This window comes from Mycoplasma sp. 13536 (assembly GCF_055523495.1).
In genome coordinates this window covers 349,810-368,228 of record NZ_JBVFVC010000001.1, presented here as the reverse complement: position 1 = coordinate 368,228, position 18,419 = coordinate 349,810, and the positions used below count along the sequence as shown (strand labels likewise).

The following is an 18,419-nucleotide window of genomic DNA, read 5'->3' as shown; positions in this document are numbered from 1 at the left end:
ATTTTTATATAAATTGTCAAATATAAGTTTTTCCTTAAAAAATTAATAGTTTATATGTGTGTAAACAGTATTTTAATCATGTTTACGAGATTTTTCTGAATAAGCTTCTTAAGCAAAAGTTAAAATGCAAGTTTTTTGGTATTGCATAGTTTATATTTTTTATTTGGAAATTAATAGAATTAAAAACAAAGTATCCTTTTGAATACTTTGTAAATTAAGCAACAACTTTTTCAGTAAATTTATCGTTCTCAACAACGATGTATTTATCACCTGTTTGAATGCCGTATGGTCTTAATGCCTCTACACCTTTGCATGTGCTTTCTTTAATTAATGGGAATAATGTTTTTGATTCAACAGAAACAAAAACACCTGAATAAGCCCCGAAACCACCTAATAATTTTTCGTCATTTAAAATACCAATAGTTAAGGTGTTAGGACGGAATTTTGCAACACGTTTTAATAATTCCCCAGTTCTTGAAAGCACGACAATGTATTTATATTCGCCTGATTTCACTTTTTTAGCAATTTCGTATGCAATTCTAGTACGTTTGTCACTTTGGTCTGAATTTTGTCATACACTTTCTAATTGTCTTTCGTAGTAATTTCTTGAGTAGAATTCTTTTTCTGCACGTCTTGAAATTGCTGTCATAGTTTTAACTGCTTCAACCGGGAATGAACCATTAGCGCTTTCTCCGGAAAGCATAGTTGAGTCAGCTCCTAATTCTACAGCGTAGTAAACATCTGTTACTTCTGCTCTAGTTGGGTGAGGTGAATTCTCCATTGAGTCAAGCATTTGAGTTGCTACGATAACCATTTTTCCAGCTTCACGACATTTACGAATCATTTTCTTTTGGTAGTATGGAACATCGTAATAAGGAATTTCTAACCCTAAATCACCACGAGCAACCATAATACCATCAGATGCTTCAATAATTTCATCGATATTTGTACATCCTAAGTGAGATTCGATTTTTGAAATAATTTGAACGTGTTGTCCACCATTTTCATCAAGTAATTTTCTTAATTCATTAACATTTTTTGCTGAGTTAACGAATGATGCTGCAACATAGTTAATTCCTTGTGTAATACCAAATTTTACATCGTTAATATCTTTTTCAGCTAAAAATGGTAATGAGAAATCAACGCCAGGTAAATTAACACGTTTATTTGTTTTTAATTTATGTGTGTTTTCGGCTCTAACTTTTACATAACCTTGCCCAACCTCTGTAACAACAGTAGATAATTTACCATCATCAATTAACACTTGGTTACCAATTTGAAGGTCTTGAGCCATGTCATAAGCAACACTAATTTCGGTTGCAGTACCTTCTAGGTTTTTGTATTTATCTGCTGTTGTATGTATTAATAAGTAATTTCCGGCTTCAACAACTTGACCACCATCTTTCATTTTTCCAATTCTAATTTCTGGACCTTTAGTATCTAACATTAAAGATACTGGAATTTGTAAGTCTTTACTTACTTGCTTTGCAAGCTTGAATTTATTAGATTGTTCTTCGTGAGAACCATGGCTAAAGTTAGCTCTAATAGTAGTTACACCATTTTCCACCAACGAACGCAATGTTTCATAGTTATCACTTGAAGGACCAATAGTCGCCACAAGCTTTGTTCTTTTGTCTGTAATTTTCATTTGTAATTAAACTCCCTATTCTTTTGATTTTGAAAATTTATACTATTCTAAGATTTACTGATATTTTAGATTAATATTAATATAATTGTAACAAAAAAAACAATTTTAATAACTTAATTATTATGTTTTATTAAAATTGTTTTTCTAAAATTTTGTTATATAGTAATAGACCATTTTAATGGTATATTGTTTTTATAATTAAACAAAAATTATTTTGTATTATAATATACAACTATGGAAAATAATTACACTGCGGAGAATATTAAACAATTAAAAGGTCTTGATGCTGTTCGTAAAAGACCAGGTATGTATATTGGTTCAACTGATGTATATGGTTTACATCATTTGCTTTGAGAAATAGTTGATAATTCTATTGATGAAGCATTAGCAGGATATGCTTCAAAAATAATTGTTAAATTACGAGGGGATGGATCAATTTATGTTTCAGATAATGGAAGAGGAATCCCAGTGGATAAAGCCAAAAATGAATCCAAAACGGCGGTAGAAATTGTTTTTACTGAATTACATGCTGGTGGAAAATTTGATTCTAATACTTATAAAGTATCAGGTGGATTGCATGGTGTTGGATCAAGTGTAACTAATGCTTTTTCTACAAAATTAAGTGCTACAATTGCCCGGGGAGGTAAATTGTATTACACTGAATTTGCCCGAGATAAAATAATTCAAAGAACTCAAATTATTGGTAAAACAAAAGAAACTGGGACAATAGTTGAATTTTGACCTGAATATGCTTTATTCAAAAAAGCCAAATTTAGTTTTGAAAGAATTGCTGAAAGGTTGCAAGAAAGTGCTTTTTTAATTTCAGGGTTAGAAATTGAACTTTATGATGAAATTAATAATTTAGAACAAAAGTTTAGATATAACAATGGATTAGTTAAATTCCTTGAATTTTTAAATAATACCCGAAGTCCATTAAATCCTCCTGTTTCTTATAAGGAAATAAATCGAGATATAGAGGTTCATTTTTCATTTCAATGAAATGATTCATATAATGATGGTTTAATACTTAGTTTTGTGAATAATGTTAAAACTAAAGATGGCGGAACACATGTTTTAGGCATTAAATCTGCTTTTAATAAAATTATTAATGAATATGCCCATAAAGATGGATATTTAAAAGGAAATAATATGTTTGATATTACCGATATTATGGAAGGTTTTACTTGCATAATATCGGTAAAAATACCCGAAAATATGCTTGAATTCGTTAGTCAAACTAAAGATAAATTAGGAACACCAGAGGCTAAAGCATGTGTTGATGAAGTAGCTTCTAGTTTCTTAGAATCATGACTTAGTCAAAACAAACCACTTGCTAAAATAATTATAGAGAAAATTCGTAAAGCATATGATGTAAGATTAGAAACTAAAAAGAAGCGTGAAGAAATTAGAACTTCTAAAAAAACTTTATCAGGTAAGAAAATTATTAGTGATAAATTAACCCCTGCTAGTTCGAAAAAAGCACACGAGCGTGAACTATTTTTAGTTGAAGGAGATTCAGCTGGTGGTTCAGCAAAAAGTGGACGAGATCGTAATTTTCAAGCTATTTTACCATTAAGAGGTAAAGTAATTAATGCTGAGAAAATTTCCCTATTAGAACTTTTAAAAAATGAAGAAATTGTAACAATTATCAATGCAGTAGGTGCTGGTATTGGCAAGAACTTTGACTTAACTAAATCAGAGTATGGCAAAATTATAATTATGACAGATGCCGATACTGATGGGGCCCATATTCAATGTTTATTGTTAACATTTTTTTACCGCTATATGAAACCATTAATTGAAAATGGTTATGTATATATAGCAATCCCGCCCCTGTATAAAATAACTAATAAAACAAGCAAAAAAAGTCAATATCTTTGAGACGAGCAAGAACTTAGGGATACTTTTGAATCAAAAGGTTCAAATTTTGAAATTCAACGCTATAAAGGTCTTGGAGAAATGAATGCAGATCAGCTATGGGAAACTACCATGGATCCTAAGTCTCGCACATTAATACGTGCTACAATTAATGATGCATATTTAGCAGAAAGGCGTATTAGCACACTTATGGGGAATGATTCAACTAAACGTAAGGATTGAATAGATAGCAATATCATATTTGATGACTACGATGATTATTTAGAAAAATTTGCGAAGCTATAAAAAAATATATTCAAGTTTAAAACTTGAATATATTTTATATTAACAGGATTCCTTTGTGCAAATTGAAATTTCCTTACGGAAATCTTTATAAACCGATGAAATACTGTTTTTTGTAAGAGTTGCATTTATTACTCTTGCTAAAAATGGACCAAGTGAAATAACTTTTAGTTTTTTAAATTTTTGAGACCATGCACTATTGTCAATACTATTTGTAACTATAACTTGGTCAACATCAGGATGATTTTCAAAGATTTCAAAACCTCTTGTAAAAATACCATGTGAAGCAGCTACGATGATTTTTTTAGCACCTTTTTGCTTTAAAGTTTCAACGGCTTTTAAAATGGTACCGCCGGTATCAATAATATCATCAATAATTACAGCATTTTGGTTTTCAATATTGCCTAGAATACCCATAACTTCTGTTTTGTTAACTTCAGTGCGACGTTTATCTATAATGCAAATTTGCACAGTATCTGCAATTAATTCAGCAAGGGTTCTTGCACGAACTGTCCCACCATGATCTGGTGATACAACGGTAAATTTTTCTCCAGTTTGCTTTAGAGCATAAGCAATTGGATATTGGCCTTTTAATTCGTCAACTGGAATATCAAAGAAACCTTGAATTGAAGGATTGTGTAAATCAACACAAGTTACTTTACTTACTCCTGCTTTTTGCAATAAATCTGCAACTAACTTAGCACCAATTGATTGGCGCCCACTTGCTTTACGATCTTGGCGTGCATATCCGTAATAACTTAAAATAACATTAATAGACTTTGCACTACCACGTTTTAATGAATCAACAAATAATAACAGTTCCATAATATTATCATTAACGGGGCGAGAAGTGCTGGCAATCAAAAAGACATCTTTGTCTCGCACGGTATGTTCAGATACAAGCATTACTTCTCCGTCAGCATAAACAGTTCGCTCAATTTTTGACATTGGTATATCTAAAAGTTGTGAAATTTCACATGCTAAATTTTCGGAATTTTTCATTCCGAATAAAACTATATTTTCTTTATGCATAATTATGTTTATATTATATTTAATTATTATTTATTTGCTAGTGAAAAATTAATAAATCCTTGCTCTGTCCAATGACATAATAAAAGTTGATAGATGAGTATGCAAATGCTTTAAGTATTAGCATTACTTCAAAAAAGTTTTAAAAATTATAGTTTAATAGTATTGGTTAAAATGCCTTACTAGAATTTTGTTCCTGCATTTTTTCTAAGTTGTTTAAGTAGAAATCTTTAATATTTTACTTTTGTTATGGATATTCCGGTTTGTTTGAATATCTATCTTATGCTTAAAAAATATTAATTTTGTTTTATTATTCGGAAATTTTCCAGATTTAACTCAATAACAATTCTATTTTGAAAATTAATCTTTGTAATATTTCTTAAATTCTTCTTTGTATCACTTGCTTAATTTATTGTAATATTCTTTTGATTTTTCAAGTGGGTAATAGAGATTAAATTTATTATCAGCAAAATAAGTATTAAGTTTAAAATTTTGCTTTTTAGGTAAACTTAATACTTTTCACTTTTGATCTTTAACAATTCTATCATCACCAATTCGAGTATTATAATCATAGAAAACATTTAATTCAAGAGAATCATCAGTTATAAAAGGAATAACAAGATTATGAAATGATCCTTGTTTATTAGATTGTAAGATATAAAGATCATTATTTTCTAGTAGTTGATAAATATTTTGGTAATTTAAGAACTCTTTTTCAAATTGGTTTATAATCATCTGCTGAATTTAGCTCTTGATATCTTTTAATTATGATATTATCAAATTCCTGTTTAGTAGATATTTTGATAACCTTACTTTCATTTATTTCACTATAAAGAGGATCTGTTACATGATCAAAAAACTTGTATTTTCAAAAATATCCATGCTTAGCTTGATTTTGTTGATTAATTTTTGTATAAACCTCTTGAGAAACCGGAAGGTATAATTCACTTATTTTTGAAATTGAATTAAGTTTATTTTCTAGATCATAATGAATTTTTACAACATCTATTTCAATGTTTAAATTTTCTTTGTATGCTGCTGAATCATTTTTTATACTTCTAGAAGTTTCTTTATCTGATTTAGGATCTTTAGTGGGAACATTTGTAGTTGAACAAGAAAAAGTTACAATAGGCATAAGTATTGCACTAAATAATAATATTTTTACTTTATTTTTCATTTCGTACCACATGTGTTACAGCAATTATATCGTCAACTGAATTTCCAAATGTACTTGAAGAAACCTTATTAATTCTATATCTATAAACTCCAGAGTTAAAAACATTATATTCAATTAGTTCATCGTTGCTTGTTTTTGTGTACACTCCTTTAACTGTTATTCAATTTCCTCTTGAATCTTTTCTCTCGAGAATTAAGTTATAATCAGAAAATCAATTTCCACCTTGCCGTTCAAATGTTTCTTTATCTTTTAATCATAATTCATCATTATGCGTCTTTTTTCATTTTGCTTCTTCATGAGCTTTTCTCGAATTAGAAAAGAAATTTAAAAATGATCCTCACCAATTTGATCTTGGTTCATTATTTTTCAAAATACCTGCATTAAATAATCATGTAGAATAACTACTTTTTTGAACTACATTTTTAATTTTCTGCCCAGACTGTTGGGGTTAATCATTTTTTTATTTTTTGATTTATATTATGATGCTTTTGTTCCAAAAAAAAATAATGAAAAAACAAAGAAAAAAAATTTTTTCTTCTTTTGCAACTAAATTGGAAAATTTATATATTTTTTGATATTTTTACTGTCTAAAAAATCAAGACATAATTATGTATATTGTTAAATTAACTATAAAATTTCAAAATGAAACAAAAAGATTTTTAAACCCCCCGCCCTTGATTGCAATCAAGGGGGCCTTACTTTTGAAAAAGTAAGCAAAACTCCCAGAAAACACGTCCCGTGTTTTCTATTTTTATTATTTTCTTTTTTATTAAAAAATATTAAAATTAATATGCATCAATTTTTATTTCATCATTGATGCTTCTGTGTAATGTTCGAAGTATCTCTAAATACTCGGCCATAATCTTATTGGCTTCAAGGTTATTTCCTTGTGCATTCACAGAGACACTATTAAACTTTGAGATGTATAATTCAAGAGTTTTAAAAAATGAGTTTGTTTTCTTATGGATAAATGCTAGTTTTCCAACGGCAGGGATAGAATAATCTAAACCTTTCTCAAGAGCTCACATTTCTGTAAAGCTTAGATATTTTCCATTAGGTTCTTTGGCAAAGTATTTTTTTCCATTATATTTAAAATACAAATTATCATCAGAAGAATGTACTAACACAACATCAGAATTATAAGGAAATATAATCCTTTTGTCATGCATATCGAAAGCTGCAAGGTTTTTACCTTGGTATCTAACAACACCATTTAAAACTTTTCTATTAATCTCTAAATCAACGGCTCAATTGCCGTTTTTCTTTCCTTCTTTTTGAAAGACATTATGTTTAGAAATTATTTTTTTATTCCTCGTGTTGTAATAATTTTGAAATACTTCGTTATTTTGCTTTAAATCATTAATATCTTTATATCCGTTTTCATGAATTAATAATGGGTATTGATCTAATGATGTTCTAAAAGATCTCTCAACGTGTGGTTTATGTTTGGGATTAGATGAACTGAGTACTTCTATTCCTTTTTTATTTAAATCTTTTTCAAAAATTGTTTGTGTGTTTTCGTTTCCCCAAAAAGTTCTTCTTTTATCAGTATAAATTTTCTTTGGAAATCCATATTTCTTAAATACTATTTCTAACAGTCTTTGATATCCTAATGTTGTTTCTTGTTCTTCAAATCATGCTGCTAATAATGTTCCAGTGGCAACATCAATTGCATGATAAAGATAGAATGGTTTATTATTTTTTAAATATGGTTCAAGCTGAGCATCGATTTCAACAATTTCACCAAATTCTAAATTTTTCTTTAGACCCAAAACTTGTCTTTGTTTTTCATTTTGTTTAATTTGTTTATAATATTTTTTTAATAGCAATGTTGTCTCTTGTGAAGTTTTCTTCTTTGATAATTTTGCTATTTTTCTTCCTCTTTTGGTTGTATGTATATTAAATAATCCTAATTGGTTGAATCTTCTTACCAAAGTTTTGTAAGAAATTTTTTGCCTTATAAAAGAACCATATTCTGAATAATAATAACTTTTAAACGAAAGTCGGTTATTTGTTAGAATGCTATTTAAAATAATTTCACATGTTTTTAAATAATCTTTAAACACTAATTCAATTTCTGAATCTGTAACTTTGCAACTTCTTTGTTGATTTTTATTTTTATGACTGATGTCAATTTCTTGATTACTTTTTATTATTTTTTTATATCTTTTTACAGTTGATACACTAAGGTTTGTAATTAAACTAAGTTGAGATAAAGATTTTTCAATATTAGCAGCAATTAATATGAGAGATTGCTGTTTTTTTAGTTCGTAGTTTGTTAAGTTTTTGTACTTATCTATGTTATGTTTGATTCTCATAAATAATTTATACCATATTTTAATTAAATTAGTTCACTTTCCATGGGATTTATATATGGGCCTAAATAGTTGTCATTGGACATGGTTCATTATTTTTCAAAATACCTGCATTAAATAATCACGAACTTGAAATTTTAATGCTCTGACCATTTCTTAGTCATAATTCATTACTTGTAATAATATCTTTGCCAGTATTTAAAGTTGGATTTACTTTTGCAGTTTTATAATTATTTGCAGCTTCTATCATTTTTATTGCATCAGGTGTTCCTGCACCATATTTTTGTTCAAACCCACTGGTTTTATATGTTAAATTAGAAAATTTAGGACTAACTGCTGATGCTGATAAAATAGTTTTAATAATTGGAATCCTAAATTCACTCGCATAAATAGTTGGATTTATTTTTAAGAAATTAGAAACAAGCCCAGTAATTAAAGGAGCTGCATAACTTGTTCCTTCATCAAACTCATATTCTCTTTTCGTTCATGATTCATAAAACATATTGTAAAATGTACCAGGTGCGACTACTAGAGGTTTAGCTAAGGTTGCATATTCAGGTGCTAAGTTATAGTTTGTATAATATGATGTTTCATTTTTTTTAATATTTTTGCTGTTAGCTTTTTCGCCCAATGCACCAACAACAATTGAATTAAATGATAATTTACTCTGAGTAATTTGGTGTATTGGATTATAACCATCATTTCCCGAAGAAATAACATTTATTACACCGTATTTACGAGATATATAATCTAAAAAGTAAGAATTTTCGTTATAACCTTCAAAGTATTGTGGGTTTATATATTTTTGACCTGTTTTACTATCTATATAATAAAGTTGTGGCCCATAGCTATGATTTATAATTTTAACACCATCGTCTAAAACCATTTTCTCTATTGCATCTTGCCATTGTGTGCCATTTGTAAATTTTGATAAATAAATTGTAGCAGATCGATCAACACCAAATTGACTACCTGCAATCATTGATACAAAAACACCATGTTTTTCAAGTGGTGACTGAGATTCAATAACTGATTCTTCGTTTACTTTTAAGCCACGTTTGAAAAATTCAGAGTATTTATAATCAAATTTTTCATTTCCTGCTTCTAAAATACCAATTTTAGTAGTTTTATTTTCTGTGAGCCCTGCGTCTCCTTTTAGTATTGATAGATTTTCCTCCACTGATTGTTTGAAATTATTTATACTTTTTGTGGGGGCATTGTTTAAATTTGAATATGTTTTGCGATAATATTCAAACCCTGAACTATTACCTCAATTCCATTCTTTTATATTTTCATTCTTATAAATAATTATTTGAAAAATTTCTTTTCAATCTTTGATTTTTGTGGTAAAATTTTCTCTGTCGCTTTCTTTTTCAAAGTAGAAGTAAATAATTGGCATTATTCTACTTGGATTACCAGAAATAAATTTTAATTTATTATTTTTAACTTTATTAATAAAATCATTATTAAATTGTTGAATAAAATCAATGTTATCAGATTCAAACCCTGGATTCAATAATAATTTTAATTGATAATTATTATCAACGGGAACATTAATTATTTCCCCATTATCTGATAAATCTTTAACGAATGATTCTTCCCTAACTTGGAATTTATCGTTAGTTAAATTACTATATCAATAATTATTATTTGTTTTTTGGTTAATTGTTTTTGAATGGGGTACTAATACTGTACCAATTGTTGCTACTATTCCCAAAGGAATTAGTAGCTTTTTTTTAATGCTTTTTAACATAAGTATTTTTTTTCTTTCTAATATTTATTTGAGTTATAATGTGGTATATCTTTTTTAATTACCACATTATAATTATATAATACATTTTATATTATTATATTCAATAAAAGATATATATATATATATATATATCTTACTTTATAATTTATCATTTATAAATTTATTAAAATTTAAAAATATCAGTTTGTAAAAAACTATGTACGAAAATTTTTATGATACTTTTACTTATTCCCGATTTATTCTGTGCATCCCAAAATAAATATTGGATAAAGTTTACTCCAGTTCTTTTAATTATATTACTTAATATATTCATTGGTTTTAGTGATAGTTTATAAAATTTTTTATTTTATCTGTTTAAATCAAATTTTAAGAAATACTGCTTTTGATATTTAAAACGATTATTTTGGTGCTTTTCGTATGAACTGAAAGATAATTTTATGAATTTTTTGGGTTATTCTGTGGAATCTTATTAGACAAAATTTTATACATTTGTTAGTTTTGTAAGTCTGATAGCAACACTTTTCTTTTTATAAAAAATATTCGGAATTTGTCCGAATACTTTTTATATGTATTATTCTTTATCTTTTTTAGTATGATTATAGATTAAATTGGCTAATTCTTCTTTTGACATTTGTTCATAACCAAAGATGTTCAATGTTTCAGCCATGCGGTGCAATTGTTCTTTAGGCAATTCTATAATTTTTTCAATTGCTAAATCTTTTTCTGTTTTTTGAACTGTTTGATTTACTTCATCTTGGTTGGTTGTTTGGCTATTATCAGTTGTGCTAGTTTGGTTTGTAAATTGGTCAGCATTCATAGCCCCAAAAGGATTATTTATATTACCATTTTTCATATTTTTATTTCATTGTTCCATAAATATAGCACTATCACGTTGAAGTTTTTGCATCATAAACAATTGTTTAATTTTAGTGACATTTTTAGAAATAAAGAAAAAATGGATAACGCTTAAAACTAAGATGGTAATATGCATTACCAAAGCAATTAAATTAAAATTATTTGATATATTGTAATTTCCTCTAAGCGTACTATTAATTAAATTAATAATTGAAAGAATTCCGTGAAATTTTGACAGCAAGATTGCACCGGTAGATAAAATTGCAAAGCTTTTAAATTTATAAGATTTAATTGTTGATGAGATACCAAAAGTAAATACTAAGATTGGTAAAAAAGATGTTATAAAGAAATCAATAAGAATTTGTGTTCTTCACACTACATCATAATCTAAAGTTATGTTATTATTGTTAGTATTTGGTGTGTTTTGAGTTTGTTGTTTTAGAGCCTCAATATAAGCTGTTTTATTTGCTAAAACATTAAAAAGAGGTACAAGGGATAAAATTGTGATTAGTGCTCAAAAAGCGATAAATAATATTATCCAAATTCTGAAGTGGTTTTTTTCATTATTTCATAAGTTGTTTAAATCAAGGTCTTTTTCATTAATTCTAAATGTACTACTCATTATTCTCCTTTTATAAATTCCTCATAATTATACTCTGCTATATTAAATTCAGAAGGCGGAAGTGAAAAAAAATGCATTTGTTTTTTTGTAATTGGATGTTCAAATTCTAATTTATAGGCATGTAAGTATTGGCCAAAGTCATTTATCTTTTTATTGTACATTGGATCACCATAAATTGGGTTACCAATATATTTTAAGTGAACTCTTATTTGGTGTGTTCTTCCGGTTTCTAATTCACATTTAACAAGTGATTTAGGTTTTTTATCTAAATAAAAACTTTTTAGCACTGCTACATTTGTGATGGCATGTTTTGCATTTAAATTTGTAACTGTAAATTGCTGTCTGTTTTTTTGATCTCTTCCGATAGGTAAATTAAGTTTTAAAAGTGAATTTTCTAAAATACCATCACAAATTGCCAAATATTTACGATTTATTTCGTGATGAGCAAATTTATCTGCTAATAAATTATGAACTTCATTATTTTTAGCAATTAATAATAATCCGCTTGTATCTTTATCAATCCGGTGCACGATGCCTGGACGTAATAATCCATTTTCATTTGATAAATTATTTTTAAAATGATACAAAAGTCCATTAACTAAAGTTCCTGATTCATGACCCGGTGAAGGATGGACTACAAGTCCACTGGGTTTTTCTAAGACTGAAAGGTATTCATCATCATAAATAATTTTTAAATCCATTTTTTCAGGTTTAATATCTAATATTTTATCAATTAATCGAATTATTAGTATTTTTTGTCCTTCTCGTACTTCAAATTTAGGTTTAAGTATTTTGTTTTCATTTACAAAAACTGCACCTTCTTCAATTAAAGTTCGTGCATCATTTCTTGAAATATTGGAATTATTTGAAATGTACTTATCAATACGTTCTTTATATTCTACATTTATTTCTATCATTTGTGTTATTATATCAAAATTTATTTAAATAGTTGTGGTAAAATTTAAATATGTTAGGTTTTTTAGAAAAAAGAATGCAAAAGACCCTTGAGAAATTATCAAAGAAAATACAATTAACAGAAGCAGATATTCTCGAGGTAACTAGAGATATTAAATTAGCATTGTTGGAAGCTGATGTTAATTTAAAAGTTGTAAAACAATTTATAAATAATGTTAAAGAAAAAGCTTTAACTGACCCAAATTTAAAAAAGTTAAATCCTTCACAACATTTTATTAAAATATTGCATGGCGAGCTTGTAAAGATTTTAGGTCAAGAAGGGAGTGAATTTAAAATTACTAAAAAACCATACATCATTATGATGTGTGGTTTGCAAGGTTCAGGAAAAACAACCTCAAGTGCTAAACTTGCATATTATTTACGTAAAAAGAAATTTGTTGAAAATCCATTAGTTGTTGCAGCGGATATTTACCGGCCAGCCGCTGTTGAGCAATTAGTAACTTTGGCTAAGAGTATCCAAGTTGATTATTTTGAACAAGGGGTAAATGCACCAGTTGATAAAATTGTGGAAAATGCCCTTGCTCAAGCTAAAGTAAATAATAACGATTTAATTATTATTGATACCGCCGGTAGGTTATCGATTGACGAACCCTTAATGGATGAATTATTTAGGGTTAAAAAGATTGTTAACCCTAATGAAATTTTCTTTGTAGCTGATGCAATGTCAGGTCAAGACATAATTAATGTTGCTTCTACTTTTAATGAAAAATTAAAATTAACAGGAACTATTATTAATAAACTGGATTCAGATGCACGTGGTGGTGCCTCATTAAGCTTAAGGTATATTTTAAACATTCCAATTCGTTTTATTGGTACAGGTGAAAAGATTTCTAATTTAGATTTATTCCATGCCGATCGGATGGCTGATCGTATTTTAGGTATGGGTGATGTAATGAGTTTAATTGAAAAAGCTCAAGATGTTATTGATCAAGATAAAGCTACTCAAATGGTATATAAAATGTTTTCTGGTGAATATACCTTAGATGATTTACTTGAGCAAATTCAACAATTCCAAAACCTTGGAAAATTTGGAAAAATATTAAAAATGTTACCAGGTAATTTATCTGATAAAATAAATAATGATCAAATTGATAAGGCAGAATCCAAAATGCATTATTTCAAAATATTAATGTCATCAATGACTAAAAAAGAACGTAAGAATCCAAAATTATTACGCCAAGCCTCTCGTAAAGAAAGAATATTAAAAGGAAGTGGTCGTAGCGCTCAAGAATTTAATAAGCTAATGTCTGATTATGATTCAATGGTAAAAAGAATGAGTGAGATGGGCAAAAAGATTAAGGCAAATGGCGGAGGCTTTGATCCTAAAATGTTTGGTTTTTAGAATTTATGCAACAAGAAAACAACAAAAGATTTACACTTTTGTTGTTTTCTTGTTGCCTTATTAAAATTAATCTTTATAATACTTTTTAAATTCATTATTGAATCATTTGAAAATTTCAATACTTGCTATTCTTACTTTCTCATTATACTCAGTACTATTATTTGAATCTGTATCAAATTTATATACAAATTTAACTGGTTTATTTTTTGGAATTGTAAATACAACTCATGAACCTTTTTTCTCTCTTGGATCAATATATTCTAGTGTAACAGGCCTTGGAGGAAGTATCATATTTACAATATTGACTAAAATTGTTCCGTCTGGTTTATCAAACGGAATAATGAAATATGGCAAATCATATAAATCATTTTCCTCATATGTGTTTGAAATATAAATATCATTAGATTCTAAAATTTTATTTAGATTTTGATTATTTAAATATAACTTTTCAAAAGTTGTAATAATTTCCGAATCTTGTGTTTTAATAGTACCAATATTGTTTAATTCCTTAAATCGTGTTATTATTAAGTTGTTAAAATCGTCTTTTGAAGATATTTTTGTAAAAAAATTATTAGGGAATTTTTTTTCTTTTAAATGAAAGAATTTGTCATTAAAATATTCTGACCTGAGTTCGTCATTAATTATTCAAGTATATCCTTTTATTGAATTAGGAACAAACTGCTCAAATTTCACAAAATTGTCAAATTTATTAAATAGTTTATCATAAATTTTTTGGAACTCAGTTTTAGCGGGTTCATAACCTTTGATTTCTTTTTTGGGTTCTGTACTAGTTAGTTCATTTTTGTTTTTGGTGTTACTTTTTATTGAAGAAATTATGTCTTGTTCACTATCAAGTTTTGTCTTTTTTTCATCTTTTGGTTTATTAACTGGATCTCTATTTTGGTTTGGAGCACAAGATAATGCAATTAGCGGGGTTAATACAGGAGACAAAGAAACTAATAATTTATTTATTTTAGTCATTTTGTACCACATGAGTTATTGCAACAATATCATCTACGGAATTAGTGAAAGAACTTGAATACCATTTTCTAACACTATACCTATAAATTCCAGATTCCAAAACTTTATGTTCGATTAATTCATCATTAGTTACAACAGTTGAAATGCTTTTTACTATTTTTCAATTTCCATTTGATTCTTTTTTCTCAAGAGTTAAATCATAGTCTGCAAACCATTTATTATTTTGACGTTTTTTAGCTTCTTCTTTTTTTAACCAGTATTCACCTTTATGAGTTTGTTCACTAAAAAACTTTTTAGTGAACAAGGATTCGATAGTTTCATCATTTGATAAAGTATAATTACTATACTTGTAATCCCACCAGTTAAGTTTTCTACCAGGTAATACAAACATTAATTTAGTATCAGGTCATTTTAAAATACCTGCATTAAACATTCAAGAGCTAGAAATTCTAATAGTTTGACTTTTATTTAATTCTAATTCAGAACTAGTAAGAACATAACTACCTGAGGACAAAGTTGGATTAACAGCTGTTACTTTATGATTTTGGGCAGCCTGTAACATTCTTGCAAAATCAGGGGTGCCAGAACCATATTTTTCTTCATAACCACTAGTTTTATATTTTAACTCACGAGCTTTAGGACTTACAGATCCTGCTGATAAAATAGATTTTATTATAGGGACTCTTTGTGTGCTGCTTTTAATGTCTGCTCTCGATTTTAATAAATTTGAAATCAGTCCAGTAACTACTGGAGCAGCATAACTTGTTCCATGCTCATATTCATTAACATTATAAACTGGATTATAAAAATATGCGGGAGCAACAACTAATGGTTTAGATATATTTTTATACTCTTCTTCTAATCTATAATTAGAATATTCAGCAACTAAGTTTTGAGATATAGTGAATTCATTTGATTGATCTGAAAGTGAACCAACAATAATAGAATTAAATGATGTTTTATCATTGCTTATCTTATGTTCATCAATTTTGCCATCATTACCTGCGGATATTACGTTAATAACTCCATAATTACGAGATAGATAATCTAAATAATATGCATTTTCAGTATATCCAAAGTAGTTTTGCTTTCTATCCTTTTTATATTTTGTACCATAGCTATGGTTGATCAATCTAATTCCTTGGTTAATAACCATATCTTCTAAAGCTGTAGTTCAATCCCCATCAGTACTAAAGGTAGATAAAAATACTTGTGATGTTTTATCAATTCCTCATTGACTTCCATCTATTAATGAAACCATTGTTGAATGGCTTTTAATATTATAATTAGTTTTACCTGTAGAGTTTAATTCATTTAATCTTATGCCACTTTTAAAATATCTTTTATAATCGTTATCAAATGGATGTGTGTAAACTTCTAAAATTCCTATTTTGTTGTTCGAAGTACTAGAACGTTGCTCTTTTTTTAAGTTCACAATTGAAGCGTTTTTATCGATAGTTAAACCAAATTGTTCTACATTTTCTACCTGTTGTGGTTTTATAACTAATCTTTTTGAATTATAGTTATATGAGTTTCAAAGACCTTGTTCATTAATATGATTATTTTTATATACAATAATTTGATAAACGCCATTTCAGTCACCAATTGCATTTATGAACATTCTCCTTTGTGCTTCGCTTTCGAAGTAAAATCAAACTATAGGTATTATCTTGCTTTCTTTATAAGAAGCAAATTTTAAATCGATAGATTTAATTTTAGCTATAAAATTAGCATTAAAACTTTCAATAAAATTTTCATCTACAGTATTAATATCAGGGTTTAAAAGTAATTTTAATTCAAAGTTATTATTAATTTTTCACTCAGTTTCTTCCCCATCCAGTGATAAAGTAGATATACTTTGTTGTTCTCTAAATTCGATTTTTTTAGTATTGATATTTTTATACAAATCTATTATTTTTTCGTTTATTAATTGTTTTGAAGAAAGTGCCACAAGCGGCAGCATAACGACAGGTGGTGCTAAGATTTTCCTTATTATATTTTTAAATTTTTATTAATTGGAAATGTCACATGCAAGTTTTTTGCATGTGACATTGTTTTTGTCTGCCTTGTAATAAAATAGTTGTATTAATAAATTTTAAAAAAATGAAAGGAGACTTTAAAATTATATGAAAAATTTAGAAAAATATATTTGTGTTTTTGACAAATATCAAAAAGAAAATAAATATCAACATTTTAAAATCGAAGAGAATCATAATACTATCTTGAAAATGCAAGGAGCTCTTGAGTCACATCGAAAATTACGATCAGATCAAATCGATCTAGAACAACTTTATAATATTTTACAAGAACTTTCTGAAGGCTTCTCAATCCAAGAAGTAGCCAAGATTTTTGATAGAGACATTCGAAGTATAAAAAGCAAAATCCAAATTATTACAAATCGCAGACCACTTAGTTTAGATAAACAAAATCGCTATGTTTGTGCTAAGTGTTCAAAAAGAGTAATGTGGGTTAAAACCCTTAATTTTAGTAAACTATACGAACATTTATTAGGCTATTCATTTTCGCGACTCTTTTTTGTAAGTGATACAATTAAAGAGAAATGAAAGGCCTACAGAAAATATTGGTATAGTGAACTTAACACATACAATAAAAATAGAAATAAAAAGAACTTGCAGCAAAAAGAAGTTAAGAAATCAGTTACCTATCTTGTGAATTCTTTTAAAAAATTATCCCCTGATGAATTTGCTCCTTCACCTAGTTCAATTTATAAAATAATCAAAAAATACCCTTATTTCCTTGATTTTGACCATATTGTTAAAAAATCTGAAGGCAAATATGGCATAAGGAAGAAAAAACAAACCAAACCTAAAACATTAAAATATGCTACAGAAATTTCAAAACGTCCAGCTTATATTAATGATCGCTTGGAACATGGTCATTTTGAATTAGACACCGTTATTGGTAAAATCAATGATACATATTGTATTGTGACGATAATTGAACGGCAAACCAGAATGTCTTATGCTATGCTCTCAAAACGCAACTCCAAAGCTATCAAACAAACTCTTCTAAAACTAATCAAGAAACATAACTTAGACATTAAAACTTTAACAGTTGATAATGGTAGTGAAAATGTCTTATTGCACCAGGTTATTCCAACTGAAAGACTATTTAAATGCCAACCATATAGTTCATGACAAAAAGGTTCAATAGAAAATATGCACCGCTTAATTAGGTATTACATTCCCAAAGGAAAAAGCTTAGATAAATACTCTCAGCAAGAAATTGATTATATGATGGAAAAAATAAATAACTATCGGCAAGTTGTCCGGAAATATAAGATAACCTAAAATTTTTTTAATCCCCCGCCTTTGATTGCAATCAAAGGAGCCTTACTTTTGGCAAAAGTAAGCAAAACCGACGAGAAAACACTGCCGTGTTTTCTGTTTTCGCATACATTTTTTATGTAAAATTTATGTTAAAATTAAAACGCAATTATTTTGTTAATATCTCGCAAGTGACTTTTCCAAAAAACATGTTAAAAAACTATAATTATATTTATCTTTAAAATATATTTATATAGTATAATAAAGGAAATTTT

At 27.6% G+C, this 18,419-nt stretch carries 14 protein-coding genes; 3 read left to right on the top strand and 11 right to left on the bottom strand.

Going from position 1 to position 18,419, the window contains the following annotated elements:
* Positions 1–214: 214 nt before the first annotated feature.
* Positions 215–1,648, bottom strand: coding sequence for a pyruvate kinase (gene pyk / locus AC0B4N_RS01440; RefSeq protein ID WP_465101253.1), 1,434 nt, complete (start codon positions 1,646–1,648; stop codon positions 215–217).
* A 234-nt stretch (positions 1,649–1,882) separates the two neighbouring features.
* Here pyk and AC0B4N_RS01435 point away from each other — a divergent pair, with 234 nt between their 5' ends.
* Positions 1,883–3,811, top strand: coding sequence for a DNA gyrase/topoisomerase IV subunit B (locus AC0B4N_RS01435; RefSeq protein WP_465102129.1), 1,929 nt, complete (start codon positions 1,883–1,885; stop codon positions 3,809–3,811).
* 39 nt (positions 3,812–3,850) lie between these two features.
* Here AC0B4N_RS01435 and AC0B4N_RS01430 read toward each other — a convergent pair whose 3' ends face one another.
* The 8 genes from AC0B4N_RS01430 to AC0B4N_RS01395 form a co-directional block, all read right to left on the bottom strand.
* Positions 3,851–4,840: a ribose-phosphate pyrophosphokinase gene (locus tag AC0B4N_RS01430; protein ID WP_465102128.1), complete on the bottom strand. Its 990-nt coding sequence runs from the start codon at positions 4,838–4,840 to the stop codon at positions 3,851–3,853.
* 357 nt (positions 4,841–5,197) lie between these two features.
* Positions 5,198–5,572 carry a hypothetical protein gene (locus tag AC0B4N_RS01425; protein ID WP_465102127.1) on the bottom strand — a complete coding sequence of 125 codons (375 nt, stop codon included), beginning with the start codon at positions 5,570–5,572 and terminating at the stop codon, positions 5,198–5,200.
* Positions 5,505–6,014 carry a hypothetical protein gene (locus AC0B4N_RS01420; protein WP_465102126.1) on the bottom strand — a complete coding sequence of 170 codons (510 nt, stop codon included), beginning with the start codon at positions 6,012–6,014 and terminating at the stop codon, positions 5,505–5,507. Before AC0B4N_RS01420 ends, AC0B4N_RS01425 begins: the two co-directional genes overlap by 68 nt.
* A complete protein-coding gene (locus AC0B4N_RS01415) occupies positions 6,004–6,384 on the bottom strand; it encodes a hypothetical protein (protein WP_465102125.1) in 381 nt (126 codons plus the stop codon). The genes AC0B4N_RS01420 and AC0B4N_RS01415 overlap by 11 nt, the downstream gene beginning before the upstream one ends.
* Positions 6,385–6,799: 415 nt before the next feature.
* On the bottom strand, positions 6,800–8,332 hold the full coding sequence (locus tag AC0B4N_RS01410) for a transposase family protein (protein ID WP_465102124.1): 1,533 nt from the start codon (positions 8,330–8,332) through the stop codon (positions 6,800–6,802).
* A 61-nt stretch (positions 8,333–8,393) separates the two neighbouring features.
* Positions 8,394–10,082, bottom strand: coding sequence for a S8 family serine peptidase (locus AC0B4N_RS01405; RefSeq protein WP_465102123.1), 1,689 nt, complete (start codon positions 10,080–10,082; stop codon positions 8,394–8,396).
* A gap of 571 nt (positions 10,083–10,653) precedes the next feature.
* Positions 10,654–11,559, bottom strand: a complete 906-nt coding sequence (locus AC0B4N_RS01400) for a hypothetical protein (protein ID WP_465102122.1) — start codon at positions 11,557–11,559, stop codon at positions 10,654–10,656.
* Complete coding sequence (locus AC0B4N_RS01395) at positions 11,559–12,476, bottom strand: RluA family pseudouridine synthase (protein ID WP_465101259.1); 918 nt, start codon at positions 12,474–12,476, stop codon at positions 11,559–11,561. The genes AC0B4N_RS01400 and AC0B4N_RS01395 overlap by 1 nt, the downstream gene beginning before the upstream one ends.
* Before the next feature lie 50 nt (positions 12,477–12,526).
* On the opposite strand from AC0B4N_RS01395, the gene ffh reads away from it, so the two are divergent.
* Positions 12,527–13,876, top strand: coding sequence for a signal recognition particle protein (ffh, locus tag AC0B4N_RS01390; protein WP_465102121.1), 1,350 nt, complete (start codon positions 12,527–12,529; stop codon positions 13,874–13,876).
* Positions 13,877–13,942: 66 nt separating this feature from the next.
* Here ffh and AC0B4N_RS01385 read toward each other — a convergent pair whose 3' ends face one another.
* Entirely contained in the window at positions 13,943–14,857 is a 915-nt protein-coding gene (locus tag AC0B4N_RS01385) for a hypothetical protein (protein WP_465102120.1), read from the bottom strand.
* Positions 14,850–16,820 (bottom strand): S8 family serine peptidase, encoded by a 1,971-nt coding sequence (locus AC0B4N_RS01380; protein ID WP_465102119.1) that lies wholly within the window; start codon positions 16,818–16,820, stop codon positions 14,850–14,852. The genes AC0B4N_RS01385 and AC0B4N_RS01380 overlap by 8 nt, the downstream gene beginning before the upstream one ends.
* A 163-nt stretch (positions 16,821–16,983) precedes the next feature.
* Between AC0B4N_RS01380 and AC0B4N_RS01375 the strand changes: the two genes are divergently transcribed.
* Positions 16,984–18,168 carry an IS30 family transposase gene (locus AC0B4N_RS01375; protein ID WP_465102118.1) on the top strand — a complete coding sequence of 395 codons (1,185 nt, stop codon included), beginning with the start codon at positions 16,984–16,986 and terminating at the stop codon, positions 18,166–18,168.
* The last annotated feature ends 251 nt before the right edge of the window (positions 18,169–18,419 follow it).